The sequence below is a fragment of the Paenibacillus rhizolycopersici genome (genome assembly GCF_014947195.2).
GTDB classification, from domain to species: Bacteria; Bacillota; Bacilli; order Paenibacillales; family Paenibacillaceae; genus Fontibacillus; species Fontibacillus rhizolycopersici.
In genome coordinates this window covers 18234-37037 of the sequence record NZ_JADCNN020000005.1, presented here as the reverse complement: position 1 = coordinate 37037, position 18804 = coordinate 18234, and the positions used below count along the sequence as shown (strand labels likewise).

At 55.0% G+C, this 18804-nt stretch carries 17 protein-coding genes, 1 pseudogene and 2 riboswitches; of the genes and pseudogenes, 8 read left to right on the top strand and 10 right to left on the bottom strand.

Annotated features, from left to right (window positions below):
• Window positions 1–113 precede the first annotated feature (113 nt).
• The 4 genes from IM700_RS07170 to IM700_RS07155 are packed head-to-tail and all read left to right on the top strand — an operon-like array spanning window position 114 to window position 4377.
• Window positions 114–884, top strand: a complete 771-nt coding sequence (locus tag IM700_RS07170) for an ABC transporter ATP-binding protein (protein ID WP_193416025.1) — start codon at window positions 114–116, stop codon at window positions 882–884.
• A complete protein-coding gene (locus tag IM700_RS07165) occupies window positions 859–2832 on the top strand; it encodes an ABC transporter permease (protein ID WP_193416026.1) in 1974 nt (657 codons plus the stop codon). The genes IM700_RS07170 and IM700_RS07165 overlap by 26 nt, the downstream gene beginning before the upstream one ends.
• 18 nt (window positions 2833–2850) lie before the next feature.
• Window positions 2851–3477 (top strand): DedA family protein, encoded by a 627-nt coding sequence (locus IM700_RS07160; protein ID WP_193416027.1) that lies wholly within the window; start codon window positions 2851–2853, stop codon window positions 3475–3477.
• A 42-nt stretch (window positions 3478–3519) separates the two neighbouring features.
• Window positions 3520–4377, top strand: a complete 858-nt coding sequence (locus tag IM700_RS07155) for an undecaprenyl-diphosphate phosphatase (protein WP_193416028.1) — start codon at window positions 3520–3522, stop codon at window positions 4375–4377.
• 88 nt (window positions 4378–4465) lie between these two features.
• Here IM700_RS07155 and IM700_RS07150 read toward each other — a convergent pair.
• The 4 genes and pseudogenes from IM700_RS07150 to gcvT all read right to left on the bottom strand — a co-directional run bounded on the left by IM700_RS07150 (window position 4466) and on the right by gcvT (window position 9092).
• Window positions 4466–4883: pseudogene (locus IM700_RS07150) on the bottom strand (VOC family protein).
• 178 nt (window positions 4884–5061) lie between these two features.
• Window positions 5062–6591: an aminomethyl-transferring glycine dehydrogenase subunit GcvPB gene (gene gcvPB, locus IM700_RS07145; RefSeq protein WP_193416029.1), complete on the bottom strand. Its 1530-nt coding sequence runs from the start codon at window positions 6589–6591 to the stop codon at window positions 5062–5064.
• Window positions 6579–7943, bottom strand: coding sequence for an aminomethyl-transferring glycine dehydrogenase subunit GcvPA (gene gcvPA / locus IM700_RS07140; RefSeq protein WP_193416030.1), 1365 nt, complete (start codon window positions 7941–7943; stop codon window positions 6579–6581). Before gcvPA ends, gcvPB begins: the two co-directional genes overlap by 13 nt.
• 18 nt (window positions 7944–7961) lie before the next feature.
• A complete protein-coding gene (gene gcvT, locus IM700_RS07135) occupies window positions 7962–9092 on the bottom strand; it encodes a glycine cleavage system aminomethyltransferase GcvT (protein ID WP_193416031.1) in 1131 nt (376 codons plus the stop codon).
• A gap of 98 nt (window positions 9093–9190) precedes the next feature.
• Window positions 9191–9309: riboswitch (glycine riboswitch) on the bottom strand.
• A gap of 3 nt (window positions 9310–9312) precedes the next feature.
• Window positions 9313–9412: riboswitch (glycine riboswitch) on the bottom strand.
• Window positions 9413–9660: 248 nt separating this feature from the next.
• On the opposite strand from gcvT, the gene gcvH reads away from it, so the two are divergent.
• The gene (gene gcvH, locus IM700_RS07130; RefSeq protein WP_239483690.1) at window positions 9661–10056 is read left to right on the top strand and encodes a glycine cleavage system protein GcvH; all 396 of its coding nucleotides are present in this window, start codon (window positions 9661–9663) and stop codon (window positions 10054–10056) included.
• Window positions 10057–10162: 106 nt separating this feature from the next.
• Here gcvH and mtnB read toward each other — a convergent pair whose 3' ends face one another.
• The 4 genes from mtnB to proB all read right to left on the bottom strand — a co-directional run bounded on the left by mtnB (window position 10163) and on the right by proB (window position 14205).
• The gene (gene mtnB, locus IM700_RS07125) at window positions 10163–10837 is read right to left on the bottom strand and encodes a methylthioribulose 1-phosphate dehydratase (RefSeq protein WP_193416032.1); all 675 of its coding nucleotides are present in this window, start codon (window positions 10835–10837) and stop codon (window positions 10163–10165) included.
• A 66-nt stretch (window positions 10838–10903) separates the two neighbouring features.
• The gene (proC, locus tag IM700_RS07120; protein WP_193416033.1) at window positions 10904–11764 is read right to left on the bottom strand and encodes a pyrroline-5-carboxylate reductase; all 861 of its coding nucleotides are present in this window, start codon (window positions 11762–11764) and stop codon (window positions 10904–10906) included.
• 48 nt (window positions 11765–11812) lie between these two features.
• Entirely contained in the window at window positions 11813–13060 is a 1248-nt protein-coding gene (locus IM700_RS07115; protein ID WP_193416034.1) for a glutamate-5-semialdehyde dehydrogenase, read from the bottom strand.
• 38 nt (window positions 13061–13098) lie between these two features.
• Window positions 13099–14205 carry a glutamate 5-kinase gene (proB, locus tag IM700_RS07110; protein WP_239483689.1) on the bottom strand — a complete coding sequence of 369 codons (1107 nt, stop codon included), beginning with the start codon at window positions 14203–14205 and terminating at the stop codon, window positions 13099–13101.
• Window positions 14206–14662: 457 nt separating this feature from the next.
• Between proB and IM700_RS07105 the strand changes: the two genes are divergently transcribed.
• Window positions 14663–15490: a carbon-nitrogen family hydrolase gene (locus tag IM700_RS07105; protein WP_193416036.1), complete on the top strand. Its 828-nt coding sequence runs from the start codon at window positions 14663–14665 to the stop codon at window positions 15488–15490.
• On the opposite strand, the gene IM700_RS07100 is transcribed toward IM700_RS07105, so the two are convergent.
• Window positions 15481–16404 carry a LysR family transcriptional regulator gene (locus tag IM700_RS07100; RefSeq protein WP_155605285.1) on the bottom strand — a complete coding sequence of 308 codons (924 nt, stop codon included), beginning with the start codon at window positions 16402–16404 and terminating at the stop codon, window positions 15481–15483. The genes IM700_RS07105 and IM700_RS07100 overlap by 10 nt on opposite strands.
• A gap of 123 nt (window positions 16405–16527) precedes the next feature.
• Between IM700_RS07100 and lepB the strand changes: the two genes are divergently transcribed.
• Window positions 16528–17088, top strand: coding sequence for a signal peptidase I (gene lepB, locus IM700_RS07095; protein WP_193416037.1), 561 nt, complete (start codon window positions 16528–16530; stop codon window positions 17086–17088).
• A 188-nt stretch (window positions 17089–17276) separates the two neighbouring features.
• Window positions 17277–18209 carry an AEC family transporter gene (locus IM700_RS07090; protein ID WP_193416038.1) on the top strand — a complete coding sequence of 311 codons (933 nt, stop codon included), beginning with the start codon at window positions 17277–17279 and terminating at the stop codon, window positions 18207–18209.
• Here IM700_RS07090 and IM700_RS07085 read toward each other — a convergent pair.
• On the bottom strand, window positions 18206–18727 hold the full coding sequence (locus tag IM700_RS07085; RefSeq protein WP_193416039.1) for a CcdC protein domain-containing protein: 522 nt from the start codon (window positions 18725–18727) through the stop codon (window positions 18206–18208). The two genes, IM700_RS07090 and IM700_RS07085, sit on opposite strands and share 4 nt — an antisense overlap.
• Between the last annotated feature and the right edge of the window lie 77 nt (window positions 18728–18804).

Genomic DNA, 18804 nt, shown 5'->3' with positions numbered 1-18804 from the left:
TAACTGTAAGATTGAGCCATGGAGCGCAAGCTGGCGGCTTTACTATAATCAGAAGTGTTCAGGCAGCATGCCGGGACGTAGACGGACTGAATAGAAGGAGCGACACGGACGGCATGGCGATATTGGAAGTGAAGGCATTAACGAAGATCTATGAAGGGAAAATCGCCACCAAAGCCTTGGATGGGGTAAGCTTCACGATCGCTGAAGGGGAGTTCGTCGGTATTATGGGACCGTCGGGTAGCGGTAAAACAACGCTGCTTAACGTCATCGCCACGATCGACGAGCCGACTTCGGGGGCGGTTACCCTGAGCGGGCAGGATCCGCATCGAATGACCCGGGAACAGACGGCGTTGTTCCGGCGGCGGGAATTGGGGTTCATTTTTCAACATTTCAACCTGCTGGATACGCTGACGGCGGAGGAAAACATCGTACTCCCGTTAACGCTCGACGGTGTTTCGGTCCCGGTGATGAAAGCCCGGGCGCTGGAAATGGCGCGGCGGCTTGGGATCGAGGGAGTCTTGTCCAAGTATGCTTATGAGTTGTCGGGCGGACAAATGCAGCGGACCGCGATCGCTCGCGCGATGATCCACGAACCTTCGCTCATCTTAGCCGATGAGCCGACGGGGAATCTGGATTCCAAAGCGTCCCGGGACGTGATGGAGGCGTTCGCCGCAATGAATGAGTCCCATCAGGCGACGATTATGATGGTGACCCACGATGCGCTCGCCGCGAGCTTTTGCCATCGGGTGATTTTTATCAAGGACGGCAAGCTGTATAACGAAATCTATCGCGGGGACAACCGACAGACCTTTTTCCAGAAAATCATCGACATGATGTCGCTGCTGGGAGGGGACAGCCATGACCTTTCGTCAATTCGCCTCTAACAACGTCCTGCGGAACAAACGAACCTATGCCGCCTATTTTCTCAGCAGCTCGTTTTCGGTCATGATTTTTTTCGTTTGCGCGCTATTTTTGTTTCATCCCGGCCTGCAGGCTGAGGTCGTGTATCGTTCGGCGGTGCTGGTGCTGTGGGCGGCCGAAACGATCATGTATGTGTTTGCTTTCTTCTTTGTGATTTACTCAGTAGGCTCCTTTCTGCGCTCGCGAAAACGCGAGTTTGGGATATTGCTGCTGCACGGGATGACCGAACAACAACTGCGTAAGCTGGTTTTCCTGGAAAATGTGCTGATCGGCGTGGGATCACTGGTTTGCGGCATCGGTGGAGGGTTATTGCTGGCGAAGCTGTTTCTGATGGCAGGCTCCAATCTGCTGGGTGTACCGCAGCTTGCGTTTCATGTGCCTTGGCAAGGTCTGCTGCTGACGGTGGGGGCGTTCTCGCTGCTGTTTCTGTTGATTTCGCTTTGCACGTCGCTTCTGCTGGGTTCACACCGACTGATCGAGCTGTTTCAGGCCGAGATGAAACCCGCCCGGCCGCCGCAGGCTTCCTTGGCTTTATCGCTGTTGGCGGCGGTCCTGCTAGTTGCAAGCTACTTGTTGGCGGCCACGGCCACGGCTTCGAACGTGTTGCTTCGTATGCTGCCAGTCACGGCGATGACGATAGGGGGGACCTATTTCTTCTACACACAGCTCAGTGTTTTTCTGATTCAACGGGCCAAGCGGCACTTGACTTATTATTGGAAAAAAACCAATTTGGTCACCGTATCGAATCTCGCTTCCCGGATGAAAGAGAATGCGCGGATGTTTTTCCTCGTGACGATCATCTCGACGGTCACGTTCTGCGCGGTAGGGGCTTTTGCGTCGGTGAATCGTCTGGCGGGCGAATTTGATCTAGACTATCCGGTGGAGATTGCTTATGTGGCCAAAGGGGACGGTGCAACCGCGGACGTTCATTTGCGCGCGATTCGCGCCGAGCTCGCCTCGCATGGAATCGCATATCGCACGGTGAGCGTGCCGATTTCTCTTGTGGAGGTGGCCTCTTCCCGGCCTTTCTCGGCACTGGAACGCTTGCCGCTGATCTCGTTCACGGACTACAAGCGGCTTCTGACGGCGGCGGGAATCGAGGTTACCGAGATTGCGCCTGAGGACGGTGAGGCGCTGCTGCTGCTCGGCTCGGAGCGGGAGAAACCGCTGCTCGTACATCGGAGGCCGGTAACTTATACCTTTAGGGGGGCGCCGGAGCTGTCCGTCCGTGAGATTGGCGTTACTCAGCATGTGGCTATCCCCGAGAACCTGACGCTAACCGCTGGCGACGATCGGGAGGGTTCGTTCTCCGGCCTCGTCGTCAGCGATTCCTTCCTGGAACGATTAATGACGGCCTCGGAGAAGGAGATCGACCGGGTCTATATGGATCGATTCACCGGATTTTATGTAGAGGATCCAAAGCTTACCCTCGGTTTGGCAGCGGAGCTGACCGATAACGGGCGAATGAGCTATGAGATGGACCAACCCTACGCCATGACCGTTAGCGGTACTTTGTATGAGGTGCAGCGGACAACGTACCGGGCATTGCTGTTTTTCGCTTTGCTGGTAGGTACCGTCTTCTTTATCGCGGCGGGAAGCTTTCTCTATTTCCGGCTGTACAGCGACTTGGCCTATGACCGGCGCCAGTACGGGGCATTGGCGAAGCTGGGCCTCACGGAACGTGAACTGGCCAAGGTCGTCACTCGTCAGGTTGGCCTGCTGTTCTTCGTACCGATCGCGTTGGCGATCGTGCATAGTTTGTTCGCATTCAAGGCGATGCAAAGCTTATTTAACTTCTCCGTCGCTTGGCAGACGGTGATGATACTAACCAGCTTCCTGCTGGCGCAAGTGGCCTATTTCTTCTTTATCCGGGCTCGTTACTTGCGTAACATAAAGAAAGCGATTCGCTAAAAATACTGGAGGTACAACGTGGAGAACTGGATTACGGACTTTATGGAACAGTTCGGCTATTTTGGCGTCTTTCTGCTCATTGCTTTAGAAAACGTGTTTCCTCCGATTCCGTCGGAAGTGATCTTAACGTTTGGCGGATTCATGACCACCTACACGAGCATGACGCCGGTAGGGGTGATCGTGTTCTCGACACTGGGTTCGGTGCTAGGCGCCGTGATTCTGTATGGGATCGGATATTTGGTTAACGTCGACCGATTGGAAGGGTGGATCGAGCGTTACGGACGGTTCCTGCGTCTGAAAAAAGAAGACATCCGCCGCGCAGATGCCTGGTTCGATCGGTACGGTTATTGGACGGTGTTGTTCTGCCGGATGATTCCGTTAATCCGCAGCCTGATATCCATCCCGGCCGGCATGTCCAAAATGAAATTCGGCCTGTTCCTGCTGTTCACAACCATAGGGACGCTGATTTGGAACGTGGCACTCGTCTTGCTTGGCGCGGCAGTAGGGGGATCTTGGGAAGAAATCGTAGCCTTTATGGACGTCTATTCGAACATCGCTTATGCCGTGATTGCTTTAGGTATACTGTTCGTGGGCGTACTTTGGCTGCGTCGAAGAAAAAGCGGAGCGCGGGAACATCAAAACTGAGGAATAAAATACGGAACAACCTTTTAAAGGAGCAAGCATATAATGAATTTGTTGGAACTGATAAAAGCAATTATACTTGGCCTGGTGGAGGGACTCACGGAGTTTGCTCCGGTGTCTTCCACGGGGCATATGATCATTGTTGACGATATGTGGCTGAAAACCGGGGAATTGCTCGGTTCAAAATACGTGGCGAATACGTTTAAAGTCGTGATTCAACTCGGTTCGATCCTGGCCGTCCTGGTCGTATTCCGGAATCGATTTATCGATTTGCTGGGGCTGTCCCGATGGATGCCGGGGAAGGCTGGGCGAGCATCGGCAGCTGGTGGACAAGCGGGGCCGCGGCTTAAGTTGATGCAGGTGATCGTTGGCTTAATTCCAGCCGGAATTCTGGGGGTATTGTTCGAGGATTATATCGATGAGTATCTATTCTCAACGGCGACTGTACTGATCGGTTTGGTTGTGGGGGCGTTGCTGATGATTGCCGCCGATCGGTTCGCGCCGAAGCGGGCGAGTGTGGAGACTGTCGATCAGATTTCGTACAAGCAGGCGTTTAGCATCGGCTTGTTCCAATGCCTGTCGATCTGGCCGGGTTTCTCGCGTTCAGGCTCGACGATTTCCGGCGGGGTACTGCTAGGCTTAAGTCACCGCGCGGCGGCTGACTTCACCTTTATCATGGCCGTTCCGATCATGGCCGGGGCTAGCTTGATTTCGCTGGTGAAGAATTTGGAGTATTTCACGATCGATGCGCTGCCGTTCTTCGTGGTTGGCTTTATCAGCGCCTTCGTGTTTGCGCTGTTGTCGATCCGTTTTTTCCTGAAGCTGATCGATCGCATTAAGCTGGTTCCGTTTGCGGTGTACCGAATCGTGCTGGCAATCGTGATTTGGGTGGTTTATTTCTAAGTCGACGAATCGTCGCGAAGAAGACGCCGGGCAAGATGCCCGGCGTCTTGCTTTTTGAACCCTAGTACGAGCGTGCTCTCCGTTAGCCTTAGTCTTGTGCCTCATCCATGTTCATACAGTTAATGGCCCACAGATGGCCGTCCAAGTCCACGAAACCCCAATGATACATGGACCCATGATATTCTGGATCGGCATGCAATTTCCCGCCTAAGGAGAGCGCAGTGTTCACGATTTCATCGACTTTTTCCCCGGCTCTCAAAGGCTAAGGCGATCGTCATCTGTGCATACTTGCTCGTATCGACGGACTCCTTCTCCGTGAGCGTATTAAAGAATGATTGATGGATCAGCATGATCTGCAGGTTGTCGCCGATCACGATGGCTGCCGAACTCTCGTTCTCGGGGAATTGCGGGTTGAGCTCGAATCCGAGTCCGATGAAGAACGCTTTCGATTGTTCTACATTTTTTACGGGCAGGTTAAAGCTCGTGAATGCGGAAGTTAATGCCATTTTCAAAACACCTCTTCATCAAATTAGTTTGTGTTCATTTATGCCTTCGTGTATATAGACGAGAGCCGATCCGGGAAATTATCGGTCTCATGGATGTGGAATTCGGATATCCACCATTTTATCCAACACAAAAGAGATGCTGCGAAATTACAGCATCTCTTTTGTGTGTTATTTGGGTTCACCCGCAGGCGCAATTCAATACCGGCTTCCGGGCAGCGCCGGTTTCGTCCAGACGCGTAACCGACGTCGTGTGAGGAGCGTTCCGCAGCAGATCCGGATTCGTCTCGGCCTCCTGAGCGATAGCGATCATCGTATCAATAAAACCGTCCAACGTTTCCTTGCTTTCCGTTTCCGTCGGTTCGATCATGATGCATTCCTCCACATTTAACGGGAAGTAAATGGTTGGCGGATGATAACCAAAGTCCAGCAGTCGCTTGGCGACGTCCAGCGTGCGGATACCGTATTTCGCCAGCCCGCTGCCGGACATGACGAATTCGTGTTTGCAGGGTTGATCCGGGTACGGCAAGTCGTAATAAGGAGCCAAGCGTCTCATCATATAGTTGGCGTTCAATACGGCGTTTTCCGAGACCTGACGGAGTCCTTCCGGGCCGAGACTGCGGATATAGGCATATGCGCGGACCAGGATGCCGAAGTTGCCGTAAAAAGCTTTCACCCGACCGATCGAGCTGGCCGATCCGGAGGTTCCACCATCAGCTAAATCATTCGCAGCCCCTTCAGTACGCGCGCCGCGGATGGCGTACCGCCCAGATTCGTCTTGGACGATCCGTGGCTCGGGAAGAAACGGAACCAGCCGCTTCTTGACGCCGACGGGACCGGCGCCGGGGCCTCCGCCGCCATGCGGGGTGCTCATCGTTTTGTGCAGATTAAGGTGCACAACGTCAAAGCCCATGTCGCCGGGGCGGGCGATGCCCATGATCGCGTTGGAGTTGGCGCCGTCATAATACAACAGACCGCCGGCTTCATGCACAATCTCGGCGATCTCTACGATTTGTTCCTCGAACAAGCCTAGCGTGTTCGGGTTGGTGAGCATCAGCGCAGCCGTGTCTTCGCCGACAGCCGCTCGCAGCGCGTCCAGGTCCACCATGCCGCGCGCGGTGGACGGGATGGTCACCGTCTCGAACCCGGCGACCGAGGCGCTGGCGGGGTTCGTGCCGTGCGAGGAGTCCGGCACGATCACCTTGGTGCGTTTCTCGCCGCGGCTTTCGTGGTAGGCGCGGATCATCATCAGGCCGGTCCATTCGCCATGGGCCCCGGCCGCGGGCTGCAGCGTCACCTCGTCCATGCCGGTGAGTCCGGCCAGGTCCAACTGCAGGCGATACATCAGCTCTAGCGCCCCTTGCACGCTTTCCTCCGGCTGATACGGATGGATTTTGGCTAAGCCGGGGTAACGAGCCACATCCTCATTAACCTTCGGATTGTATTTCATCGTACAGGAGCCAAGCGGATAAAATCCGTTATCTACCCCGAAATTACGGCGGGATAATGCGGTATAATGGCGAATCACGTCCACCTCGTACACTTCGGGAAAAGCCAATCGCTCGCTCCGCAGCATGCCTTGCGGCACCAACTCTTCCTTCGGGACGGCCGGAACGTCGCATTCCGGCAAGGAATAGCCGATCCGGCCGGGACGGCTGCGCTCAAATATCAATAATTCATCGGATTGTGCCGTCTCTTTTACTTCGAGCATATCGATTCCTCCAGTACGCGGGCGAATTGGTCGATTTCGGCTTTGCTGCGCTTTTCCGTTACGGCGATCAACAGGTGGCCGCTCAGCTCGGGGTAGCTGCGGCCCAGGTCATAGCCGCCAATAAAGCCGGCGGTGAGAAAATCCTTCTGCAGCCGAACTGGATCGGCCTCCTTCGGCAGTCGAAGAACAAACTCGTTGAAGAACGGCGATTCAAAAGCTGCGCTGATACCGGGGATAGCGGTCAATTCTTTTTTTGCATAATGGCTTTTCTGCAAATTCAGCTCCGCAACCTCGGCCATTCCTTGCTTGCCCAATATAGACAGATAGACGGAGGCGGCCAGGGCGAGCAGCGCCTGATTGGAGCAAATGTTCGAGGTTGCTTTCTCGCGACGGATATGCTGCTCGCGGGCTTGCAGCGTTAGCACGAACCCGCGTTTACCGTTCCGGTCGGTCGTCTGCCCGACGATTCGGCCGGGCATCCGGCGCATGTGCGCCTCCGATACGGCGAAGAAGCCGCAGGTCGGGCCGCCGAAGGAGGGGGCCAGCCCCAGCGGCTGGGCATCGCCAACGACGATGTCGGCACCGAGCTTCCCCGGCGCTTCCAACAAGCCAAGCGCGAGCGGATTGCTGCTGACGATCAACAGGCTCCCATGCGCATGAGCCATTTCGCCGATGGCGCGGAGGTCCTCCAGGGAACCGAAGAAATTCGGGTTCTGAATCAGCACGGCGGCGGTGTCTTTCGTGATGGCCGCGGCGAGCGCTTCGCGATCGGTAACGCCTTGCGTCCAGCCGACCTCGACGATCTCAAGGTTTAAGCCATGGGCGTAGGTAGCGAGCACTTCACGGGCCTCCGGATGGACGGCGCGGGAGACGAGAAGCTGCTTACGCTTGGTAGCGGCAGTGGCCAGGTTGCCGGCCTCGGCCAAGGCGGTAGCTCCGTCGTACATGCTGGCGTTGGCGACCTTTAGACCGGTTAACTCGCAGATGTAGGATTGGAACTCAAAAATCGCCTGCAGCTCGCCTTGGCTGATTTCCGGCTGGTACGGGGTATAGGCCGTATAAAATTCCGAACGGGAAATGACATGCTGAATGACGGAAGGGATGTGGTGGTCATAAAGGCCGGCACCGAGAAAGCTGGCGAAACGATCGGTATCGGCATTTCGTCCGGCCAGTTCGGAGAAGTGCCGGGTCAATGCGTATTCGTCCAAACGCGGGGATACCGGGAGCTCGCCGTGAAAACGAATGCCCTCCGGAATGTCGCTGAACAGCTCCTGTACGGAGCTTGCGCCGATGGTCGCCAACATTTCCGATTCGTCTTGTTCAGTTAATGGCAGGTAACGGTGTTTTAACATCTGATTGCTACTCTCCTTTCACCGCTTAGCGGATAGGTTTCGGCGATAGAACGGCAACGGGATGACCTTGGCCTTCAGCCGCTTGCCACGGATGTCGATCTCGAGGATCGTGTCCGATTCGGCGTAACGGCTTGCGAGGATCGCCATCCCGAGGTTCTTTTTCAAAGTCGGCGATTGCGTACCGGTAGTTACCTCTCCAATCGGTTCTTCCGAGCCTTCGGCGAACACCGGATAATGCGTACGGGGGATGCCGCGATCGATCATTTCGAGGCCGACCAAGCGGCGAGGGATGCCGTCTCCCCGCTGATTGACCAGCGCATCGCGACCGATAAAATCACCTTGTTCCAGCTTCACGAACCGATTCAGGCCTGCTTCAAGCGGGGAGATATCCGGTCCTATCTCCTGCCCGTAGAGTGGCAGGCAAGCTTCGAAGCGTAACGTATCTCTGGCGCCAAGCCCGGCAGGGAGAAGGCCGTGCGCTTCTCCGGTTTCCATCAGCACATCCCAAAGTGCTTCCGCATGTTCAGCAGCCACGTACAACTCGAAACCGTCTTCACCGGTATATCCGGTGCGCGACAGCAGCACGGGAATACCGGCAATCCGCGCGTCCCGAATAAAGGTGAACGGACGCAAGGCTGAGGGGTCCATCCCTTCGCAAAGCGGGGATAGCAGAGCGGAGGAGAAGGGCCCTTGTACGGCGAGTAAAGCCGTCTCGTCGGACGCATTGCGCATCGTTACGCCTTCAGCGGGAAGGTGTCGCTGCAGCCAATCCCAGTCTTTTTCGATATTGGAGGCGTTAACCACCAACATGTATTTTGTCTGCTCTAGCTTGTAGATCAACAAATCGTCCACCACACCGCCATCAGGATAGCAGAGCAGGGTGTACTGAGCTTTTTCCGGCACGAGTAGGTCCACGTCGTTGGTCGTCATGCCTTGCAAAAAGCGTTCCGCCCCAGGCCCCTCCACGTAAAATTCGCCCATATGCGATACGTCGAATAACCCGGCGCGCTCGCGCACGGCTTCGTGTTCTTTCTGGATGCCGCTGAACTGCACCGGTAGCTCCCAGCCGCCAAAATCGATGCAGCGAACTCCTTCATATTTCGCATACCTGGAGTAGAGCGGCGTACGCCGCAAAGCGGATTCGGACATTACCATCACCTCGAAAGGGCCGGATCGGCCAATTTTGGGAAACCAAAAAAGGACAGGCCAAAGAAAATACCGTCAGTTTACCTAACGGATCTTCCTGGCTCTGTCCCTTGTACCTGAGAGTTACCCTGCTAAGGCTCTAAGACTTGCGCAGGTTTCCCCTTGGGTGATTCGCATGAGAGTTGTAAATGAACTACCTCTTAGCGAATGCTCTCCAGAGTTGCGTCCGGCAGAAGTCCTTTTGCCTGAGAGATTCACCGCATGGCGGCTTGCTCCTTCGGCGTTACAATATGGCCTATTGTAATCTCTCCCCCTGCCATCAATCGCAGCTTACACATCTCATTAATACTCAAAACCAGCCTCTATGTCAATAAAGTTATCATAATAATTTTAATATATTTCGTTTGTTGGAAAAGGTTACGCTTACATTTTGATAGACTCTATCATTTGTGTTAATAATATTGACATGAGAGCTAGGTTTGGAATAATCTGAACGAAGAAACATCAAGATCGAGAATCGGCAAGTTCAGATGTGGGACGATAGATCATCCGGAAAGAGGAGGAGCTAGTCTTGGCCAATGAGATCAGGGGAAACATGTGGTACAGCGATGAACATGAATGGGTGCTTGATTTGGGGGACGGTACGGTAAAAATCGGCATTTCCGATGTAGCTCAACATCGATTGGGGGATATTGTGTTCGTGGAGCTACCCGACCCCGGGCAGGAGATCGAAGCGCAGGACGGTATCGGTACCATTGAATCCGTCAAGACGGTCGCCGATTTGTTTACGCCGGTCAGCGGTACCGTGGTGGCAGTGAACGGAGAGCTGGATACCGCACCCGAACTAGTGAATGAAGAGCCGTACGACGGGGGGTGGATGGTACACATTCGTCTGAAGGAGGATCCGAACCTCGCGCTAGCAAACTTGATGGATGCCAAGGCGTACGCGGAATTTATCGAGAGATAAGTTGATTATTCATTCGCACGAATCAAAACTCGCGGCCAGCAATAAAGCGGAAGAACCGGATTTTCGATCGGCTTCGCCGCTTATCGCATGCCGCGAGTTGTTGTCATCAAATATGGCGCCCTTTGGAGGGTAAGAGCAGAGAACGGTACAGCACTTCAAACATAAACTCCAATGCTTCCAAATGACGTTTTGCCTCCCTGAGGCCGGAGCCCCAGGCATAAATCCCGTGGTTTTGCAGCAAAAACGCGGGAACGCGGGAATCCAGTCCGCCCGCAATTCGCTTCAGAATTGTTGAGAGTTCAGCGGCGTTCGGCAGGATCGGCACTCGAATCTCCGTGCTCGTCTCCCAGATTCCTATTCTTTTTAACAGCTCATTGCCCTTGAGTGGTACTCCGCCATCGGCGTTGAAATATTCACTAAGCAAATTGTTATATGCCGTATGTACGTGAACAATCGCGCCGCAGCCGGTCAACCGGTAAATTCTCGCGTGAACTGGCGTATCGGGGCTTGGTTTCAAACGGGTCGGCTCGCAGGGCTCACCCGCGGCATCCACGAACAGGACGCCTGCCCGTAGGGAAGACTCCTCTAACAGCTCCGGCCGTTCCGTCTCGTCGACCGTGACCGCAAACGTATACCGGTCCGGCGCCCAGCCGCCAATCCGCACCGACAAGCTTCCGCTGGAAGCGGGGAACCAGCCGCGGGCCAAGAATTCCTCCCGCAAGCGATTTACCGCGTCCAGTGCCGTTACTTTTTCTTCCCATGGGATGTCGCCGTTACTCATGCTGCCGTCCCCCTTTCGAACAAACCTTAAGCGAGACTCCGGCCTTCGGCTATCGTGATGCCTTTCCTATAGCAATGCCCGCTTCACGGCTTCGCCCATTTCCTTTGAACGTTCGGCAGCCCGGTGGACCGCAGCTCGTACGTTCGGCTGGAAACTGCCGGATTCCAGCACGCCAATCGCTGCTTGCGTCGAGCCGTTCGGCGAGGTGATGTCCGCACGCAACTTGGTGGGCGCTTCGCCGGTTTCCGCCATCATCAAGGCGGCGCCCAACACCGTTTGCACCGTCAGCTCGCGAGCTTGTTCGGCCGTTAAGCCGCCCTCGATACCGGCTTCAATCATCGCTTCCATCAGGTAATATACATATGCGGGTCCGCTCCCGGATACGCCCGTCAAAATTTCCATTTGTTCTTCGGGGATAACACTTACCATTCCGACCGCCTCGAACATCGACAACACCTGGGCGCGGTGCTCCTCGGTCGCTTCCGGTGAGAAGGAGATCCCGGTCGCTCCATGCCCAATGGAGGAGGAGGTGTTTGGCATCGTGCGAGCTACAGCAGCCTTCGTGCCGAGCAGGGCTTGAATCGTGGCGATGGACAAGCCGGCGATCAGGGAGACAATCAACTGACCCTCTCGTAAAAGCGGCCCAAGACCAGCCAGAGCTTCGCCGGCGTCTTTAGGTTTCATCGCCAGGACGATAATCGATGCATCCCGCAGATATACCCGCTTGGCGTCTTCTTCGATCGCCGTTTGGACTTGATAGGTTTGCGATAAGTAATCGAGCCGTTCTCGGTTCGAGCGGTTCAGCATGACAATTTGGCCCGCGCTGGCAACTTGCTTATGGAGCAAGCCGCGCACGATGGCTTCGGCCATCGATCCCGCTCCATAAAAACAGATGGTGGAGGCGGCTAAAGTAGGATTTGTTTTCATAGGGAATGACCTCCTAAAGAATATTGGGATAAAGGGGAGTATAGCTTGTTATTGCCGAATTTGCCCGTTCCCCTGAACGATATATTTGCTCGACGTGAGCGCGGTTAAACCCATGGGCCCCCGAGCATGCAACTTCTGGGTGCTAATCCCGATCTCTGCGCCGAACCCAAATTCAAAGCCGTCGGTGAAGCGGGTGGAGGCGTTATGATAGACCGCGGCCGCATCCACTTCCTGTTGAAACCGCTCGGCATTGGCGGGGTCTTGGGTGACGATGCATTCGGAGTGTTTCGTACCGTAGCGGGCGATATGCGCCATCGCTTCGTCGAGGCTGCGAACGATTTTGACGTTAAGAATATAGTCGTTGTATTCCGTAGCGAAATCCTCATCTGTGGCAGGTACAGCCCATGAGATCAGTCCTCTGGCTGCCTCACTGCCTCGTAGCTCAACGCCGGCTTCCTTGAAACGTTCCGCCAGCTCCGCCAAGTGGCGTTTGGCAAAATCTTCATGAACCAGCAGCGTTTCCATCGAGTTGCAGACCGAAGGGCGCTGGACTTTGGCATTCAACGCGATATCCTTTGCCATTACGGGATCGGCTGAGGCATCTACATACGTATGGCAGATGCCCGCACCCGTCTCGATCACCGGCACCGTGGCGTTTTGCACGACCGTTTGAATCAGCGAGCTGCCGCCGCGTGGGATCACGACGTCAAGGAGCCCGTTCAGCTTGAGCATTTCGTCGACGGAGGATCGACTCGGATCTTCGATCAGCTGTACAGCTTCAACCGGAACTCGGGTGCCCGCGAGCGCGACATGGATGACCTCCACGATTTTGCGGTTGGAAGACAATGCGGAGGAACCCCCGCGCAGCACTACGGCGTTCCCAGTCTTCAGGCATAATCCCATCGCGTCAACCGTGACGTTTGGCCGGGCTTCATAGACGATCCCGATGACGCCAAGCGGGACGCGGCGTTTAACGATATGCAGACCGTTCGGGCGGTCGAGGGTCTCCAGCACGTCTCCAACCGGATCCGGGAGTTCGGCAATTTGCCGCAGCCCCTCGGCGATGCCTTCAATACGTTCCGGCGTTAAAGCCAGGCGGTCCAGCATCGAGGAAGACGTTCCGTTGTCGCGTCCCCGTTGCAGATCTTCCTCATTTGCTGCGAGAATGGCATCGGTACCGCGCACCAGGGCTTCGGCCGCCGCCAATAGGGCTTCGTTTTTTTGTGCCGTCGTTAATCGGTTCAGTACGGCCGCAGCCTTGCCAGCTTGTTCGGTTTTTTGTCTCACTTCACTCATGGGTATACCTCCTTGATATCAGCTGGGGATGAGAATATTTAGGCTTTAAGCGAAATCCATTCGTCCCGGTGGATGACCTCCAGGCGATGGACGGTGTCCATCTTTTTAACGACCTCGGTGCTGGGAAGCCCGAGAATGCCGTGGAGCTGTTCCACGTCATAGTTGACAATGCCGCGTCCCAGTACCTCACCATCGGTACTAACGACCTCCACAACATCGCCGGTATGAAAATGTCCACTCGCGGCTTTAACACCGACCGGAAGCAGGCTGCGCCCGCCACGGATCAACGCCTCTTCAGCGCCAGCGTCTACCGTCAGCGTCCCGATCGGGGTGGAGAAGAAGCCCAGCCACTGTTTCTTCCGCGGCAGCGCCGCGCCATGGGCCTCAAAGTAGGTGCCGCGGCCGTCACCGCGCAAGGCGGTCAGTAGATCTCCGGGATCGGCAACCTTGCCGACAAAGACGGGAACACCGCCAATTGAAGCGATTTTGGCAGCGTCGATTTTCGAACGCATGCCGCCAGTGCCTACGGCCGAACCGGCACCCCCGGCGATTGCATAGATCTCGCCGGTAATTTCCGTTACGCGACTGAGCCGTGTCGCTGCGGGATCCAGGCGCGGATCTTTGGTATACAGACCGTCCATATCGGTCAGGATCAGCAGGTGATCGGCCCGAATGAGGTTAGCAACGAGGGCAGACAACGTATCGTTGTCACCGAATTTCAACTCGTCCAGCGATACGGTGTCGTTCTCATTAATGATCGGCAGCACGTTATGCTTAAGCAACTCTTCGATCGCCATGCTGGCGTTGCCCGTCCGCTTGCGGTTCTGAAAATCAGATCGGGTCAGCAGCACCTGCGCGGCGGAAACCCCGTGCCGTGCCAGTTCTTCACGATAGGTTTGCATCAGCAGGGCCTGACCGACGGCGGCTGAGGCCTGCTTCTCATGCAGCAGCTTCGGCCGTTCGGGATATCCGATCTCGCGGAATCCGGCGGCAACCGCGCCGGAGGTGACGAGCAGCGGCTGGTATCCAGCCTGAATCAACCCAGCCAGTTCGGTCGCGAAATAGGCGACTGCCTCCCGGTTTAATCCTCCTTCCGACGATGTCAGCGAACTGCTGCCGATTTTGACGACGATGCGTCGCAGCATAGGGATCACTCCTCGAACTTTAGATAAAATAAAAAAAACTTCCGCCTTTGCACGCAAAGGACGAAAGTTTTGACTTCCGCGGTACCACCTTTATTGATGAGGGATCTCATCCAACTTATATGCCCGGTAACAGGGGCGCTGTCCGGCTTTGGCGGCCGGCCGCTCAGGGATAGGATTCGGAAAGGGCTAGCCTGTAAATTCTTTCAGCCGGTGGAATTTACTCTCTTTAGCGCCGCGTTCTTTCGTACTGGTCCCGTCTACGCGTTTCGATCATGTCCGTCATGGATCTCATTTACGATAGCATAACACGCGTTTCGCGCTAATGCAAAGGAAACACGCCTCGAAGTCGCAGATACCTGCATACGCCCATCGAGCCAGTTCGTCTTGCGTAACCGCAGGGCCGCCGTTATGATGGGACACAAGAAGCTAACGTCAAACGAAAGGCGGTGTCCAAGGGATGAATCAAGTGTCGACTCAAACGCTTCACCTTCAGGACTGTTGGCGAATCGCCTTGATCCAGTGCGATATCGTTTTAGGGAAACCCAAGGTCAATCGAGCTAACCTGGAACTAGCTATGGAACAGGCGGCCACGGCTGCGGAGAAGCCGGACATCATCCTGCTCCCGGAGCTATGGAATACGGGGTATGCCTTGACGGAAATCGGTGCACTGGCTGATCCGGAGGGGCGAGATAGCCGGAAATGGCTGTCCTCTTTTGCCCGCCGCCATGCCATTCATGTGGTGGGCGGCTCGATTGCCGAAATCCGCGAAGGTCAGGTATATAACACGATGCCGGTCATTAACCGCAGCGGCGAGGAAGTCGCCTCTTACTCCAAAATTCATCTATTTCGCCTGATGGAGGAGGAGAAGTATTTGCAGCCCGGGGAGCGGAGTGTGACGTTCGAACTGGATGGTCTGCAAGCTGGAGCGGCGATTTGTTACGACATCCGTTTCCCGGAGCTGGCCCGCCGTTTGGCTCTGCAGGGTGCGAAGCTGCTGTTCGTGGCGGCGGAATGGCCGCATCCGAGGCTCAACCACTGGCGCATGCTGCTCGCTGCACGAGCTATTGAGAATCAGATGTACGTTGTCGCCTGCAACCGGACGGGGAAGAGTGGAAGCGATGCCTTTTTCGGCCATTCTCTGATCATTGATCCTTGGGGCGAAATCGTAGCCGAAGGCGGTGAAGGGGAGGAAATCGTCACCGGCAGCATCGACTTGTCGCTGGTGGATCAAGTCCGCCGCCAAATTCCCGTTTTCGCCGACCGACGACCGCGGTGTTATGAATGATAAAGCGTTTGACGATGCTCCATCGTCGCTTTAAACGTTTCAATGAATGCCTCAGCCGCCTTGGACAAATAACGGCCTTTGCGATATGCGATAACCAGCGTCCGGCTTGGGGCCGGAGCGGCGAGAGGTAAATAAACCGGGATCAATTCGCTGCGCTTGGCCCTGGCAATAAACCGCGGTACGAGCGTGATTCCCATACCGGCAGCAACTAGCGACTGCACGGTCTCAATGTTGTTGCTCTCAAATACGACGTTAGGCTCGAATCCGGCGCCGCGGCACAGATCGACGGTCAGTTTACGGAAGCCTTGGCCTTTTTTGAGGACGATAAACGGTTCGTCTTGAAGCTGCGTCAGCTCGACGCCCTGCTCCTGCACCCCGGGTATTCTCGTCAACGGATGGTCCGGGGGAACCGCCAAATCGATGATCTCCTCGCCGATCGGTACGTAGGAGAGGGTGGGCTCCTGCAGCGGCAGGGAGAGCAGGCTAAGATCGGTACCGCCGCCGGCCGTGAGCTTCTCCAGGTTTAAGGATGTGTCTTCCCGCAAGGTGATTTGAATGTTTGGATAATTTTCCTTAAACGCTGGAAGCACGTAGGGCAACAGGTGGGAGCCGGTAATCGGCATACTGCCGACCACGACGCGACCGGCCCTTAGCTGGGAGATGTCGTCCATTTCTTGCCGGAGCTCGGCGACGGCGTCCATAATCTTCTGCGCATGCGTGATAAAGCTGGCTCCGGCGTAGGTCAACTCGACTGTACTCGTATTCCGTTGAAACAGCTTCACCCCCAGCTCCTGCTCCAGCTTGGACAACTGCTGGCTTAGCGACGGTTGGGCAATGTGGAGCTTGTCGGCGGCGCGGGAGAAGTTTTTTTCCTCAGCAATTTGCAAGGTGTATTGAAGTTGGCGAAGTTCCATGCGATTACCCCTTTGTATCTTATAAGTAGAACCTATAAGTTCACTATATCATATAGATGTTTGTCATGGCATATCCGTTGCCTTTATAATAGAGACAAACATCAAGTGGGTGGAGGTTTTCGCTTGAAACGAAAGAGATGGTGGAAGGAACTCGGCGGATGGGGCTTCTCGATCGCCCTTGGGTTTGTGCTTAGCATGATCATCGGCATTTTTATCATTCAGCCCTATAAAGTGGATGGGCATTCGATGGAACCTACATTGAACGACAACCAACGGATTTACGCCTGGAAGTTTACGCATGTGTTGGAGAAGCTGCCGGCTTACGGCGACATCGTCATTATCGACAGCCGCGTGGACCGTAGCCGCACGTTCTGGGATGATGTGAAGGAGCATCCGATCATCACCTGGTTGTCCGGTGGAGAAGAGGATGATGTATTCTATGTGAAACGCGTCATCGGCTTGCCCGGGGATACGATCGAAGTGAAAGACGGGCATGTGTTCCGCAACGGACAGCAGCTGCAGGAGTCTTACATCAAAGAACAGATGGATGCCGGTGCAGCACAGGTATGGGAAGTGCCGGAAAACCACGTGTTCGTGATGGGAGATAACCGGAATAACAGCAATGACAGCCGCAGTATCGGACCTGTACCGCTGGATCATGTGATGGGAATCGATTCGTTTTAAATCAGATTACGATAGGGAGCAATCCGAATTCCGAGATGTAACTCGGCCGGATTGCTCTTTTTTATTGCGGAATCCATTTGGGGATGGGGTATAGGCGTTAACTATTAACGATATTGGTTTCTAGTCTTGGACGATGGCTTCATCCGGACGTTAAAATAGGTGGCAATTCAAAGTGGGGGGGTGCCGTCATGCTCCAAACGGTTGGTTCGACGCTGCTTGGCGTTATCGTGCCGCTGTCGGTTCCGGTTGCCTTCGGGGCGCTGCTGGCCCGGTTCCGCGCCTGGGACACGAAACATTTGTTAACGTTATATTTGTACGTGCTTAGTCCGGCTATCATCTTCGACACGCTGCGGAACGCCCGAATATCGATGGATGAACTGTACAACACAATTGGCTTCGCCCTCGTAAATCTGCTGCTGATGTGGGGGGTAGCTAAAGTTGCGGGGATGATCACCCGAATGGATTCGGCGGAGACGGCCGGTTTGACTTTGATCTCCACTCTCACGAATAGCGCGAACTATGGGTTGCCGCTCGTGCTTCTGGCATTCGGTCAATTGGGCCTGGATAAGGCCTCGGTGTATGTGATCACGCAAATGATCATTGTGAATACAGTTGGGGTCTATTTCGCGGCACGATCCCAGTTTTCCGTCAAAAGTGCGGTGAAATCCGTGTTTGCTCTCCCGGCGGTCTATGCGGCGGCTCTGGCTGTATTTCTGAAAATATTCGGGTTTCACCTCTCCACCGGTTTGGAGCAGGGGATCTCGATGGTAGCTGACGCGTACTCGCCTGTGGTGCTAACGATATTGGGTGCACAAATGGTGAAGGTAGGGCGACCGGAGGCGACGCGGGTGAGGCCAGCCGCATTTTGGACAGGTACGGTAATCCGCCTGCTTCTGGCTCCGTTGTTGGCCTTCACGGCTTTGAAGCTGCTTGGGATCTCCGGCGTCCTGTTCTCGGTCCTGTTTATTCAAGCCTCGATGCCGGTCGCGGTAAATGCCGTTGTGCTGGCTGAACGGTTTGACGCCGCCCTCGGGCTGGTGTCGAAGTGCATCGTATGGACAACGCTCGCTTCCTTTCTGACGCTTCCGGTGCTGATCGTTATCGTTCAGGCAATGAACTAAACGGTGTTCAGCTCGACGTGTTTGTGTTTTCTAGTCAGCAGAGAGATATTATAAACGATATAATACACGAACATAATTAACATGAGGCCTGACATCCACGGGGATGGCGAGCTGCCGATCGAAGTCAGTGCCTCCATGCTTTTCACGTGGTCGCCGTTAACAAAGAAGAGCATGTAGAATCGATAGGCTAATCTACCGAAAAATAAAGCCATAACCGTAAAACTGATCCAAAGACTGCTATTGTAATAGAGGGTTCCATCACGCTGTTGAAACCGAGTTGTGGCCGAGCTATAATACGCGAGCAAGCCGCCGATGCATGCGCCTGCGAGATCCGAAAGCACACTCGCGACGCTGAGGCCGCCTGCAAACAAGAATAAGAACCCGATAATTGTAAGAAATACGGTGGAGTACAAGAGCTTTCGGGGCTTCAACTGCTGCCAGCCGATACTGCGGCGGACGCGAAGATAGATGCGGTAAACGATAAACAAAGCGATCAATGTAGTGACGATTTGTCCCAAGATGAAGAACCTCCTTCGTTGTGATGGACTTATCGTACCGCGTATCGCCCTCATCAGACGACTGCCTCGAGGTTGAA

Coding starts and splice junctions, on each gene's coding strand:
- IM700_RS07170 (WP_193416025.1), top strand. CDS start 114: ATGGCGATATTGGAAGTGAAGGCATTAACGAAGATCTATGAAGGGAAA.
- IM700_RS07165 (WP_193416026.1), top strand. CDS start 859: ATGACCTTTCGTCAATTCGCCTCTAACAACGTCCTGCGGAACAAACGA.
- IM700_RS07155 (WP_193416028.1), top strand. CDS start 3,520: ATGAATTTGTTGGAACTGATAAAAGCAATTATACTTGGCCTGGTGGAG.
- gcvPB (WP_193416029.1), bottom strand. CDS start 6,591: ATGCTCGAAGTAAAAGAGACGGCACAATCCGATGAATTATTGATATTT.
- gcvPA (WP_193416030.1), bottom strand. CDS start 7,943: ATGTTAAAACACCGTTACCTGCCATTAACTGAACAAGACGAATCGGAA.
- gcvT (WP_193416031.1), bottom strand. CDS start 9,092: ATGTCCGAATCCGCTTTGCGGCGTACGCCGCTCTACTCCAGGTATGCG.
- mtnB (WP_193416032.1), bottom strand. CDS start 10,837: ATGAGTAACGGCGACATCCCATGGGAAGAAAAAGTAACGGCACTGGAC.
- proC (WP_193416033.1), bottom strand. CDS start 11,764: ATGAAAACAAATCCTACTTTAGCCGCCTCCACCATCTGTTTTTATGGA.
- IM700_RS07115 (WP_193416034.1), bottom strand. CDS start 13,060: ATGAGTGAAGTGAGACAAAAAACCGAACAAGCTGGCAAGGCTGCGGCC.
- proB (WP_239483689.1), bottom strand. CDS start 14,205: ATGCTGCGACGCATCGTCGTCAAAATCGGCAGCAGTTCGCTGACATCG.
- IM700_RS07105 (WP_193416036.1), top strand. CDS start 14,663: ATGAATCAAGTGTCGACTCAAACGCTTCACCTTCAGGACTGTTGGCGA.
- IM700_RS07100 (WP_155605285.1), bottom strand. CDS start 16,404: ATGGAACTTCGCCAACTTCAATACACCTTGCAAATTGCTGAGGAAAAA.
- IM700_RS07090 (WP_193416038.1), top strand. CDS start 17,277: ATGCTCCAAACGGTTGGTTCGACGCTGCTTGGCGTTATCGTGCCGCTG.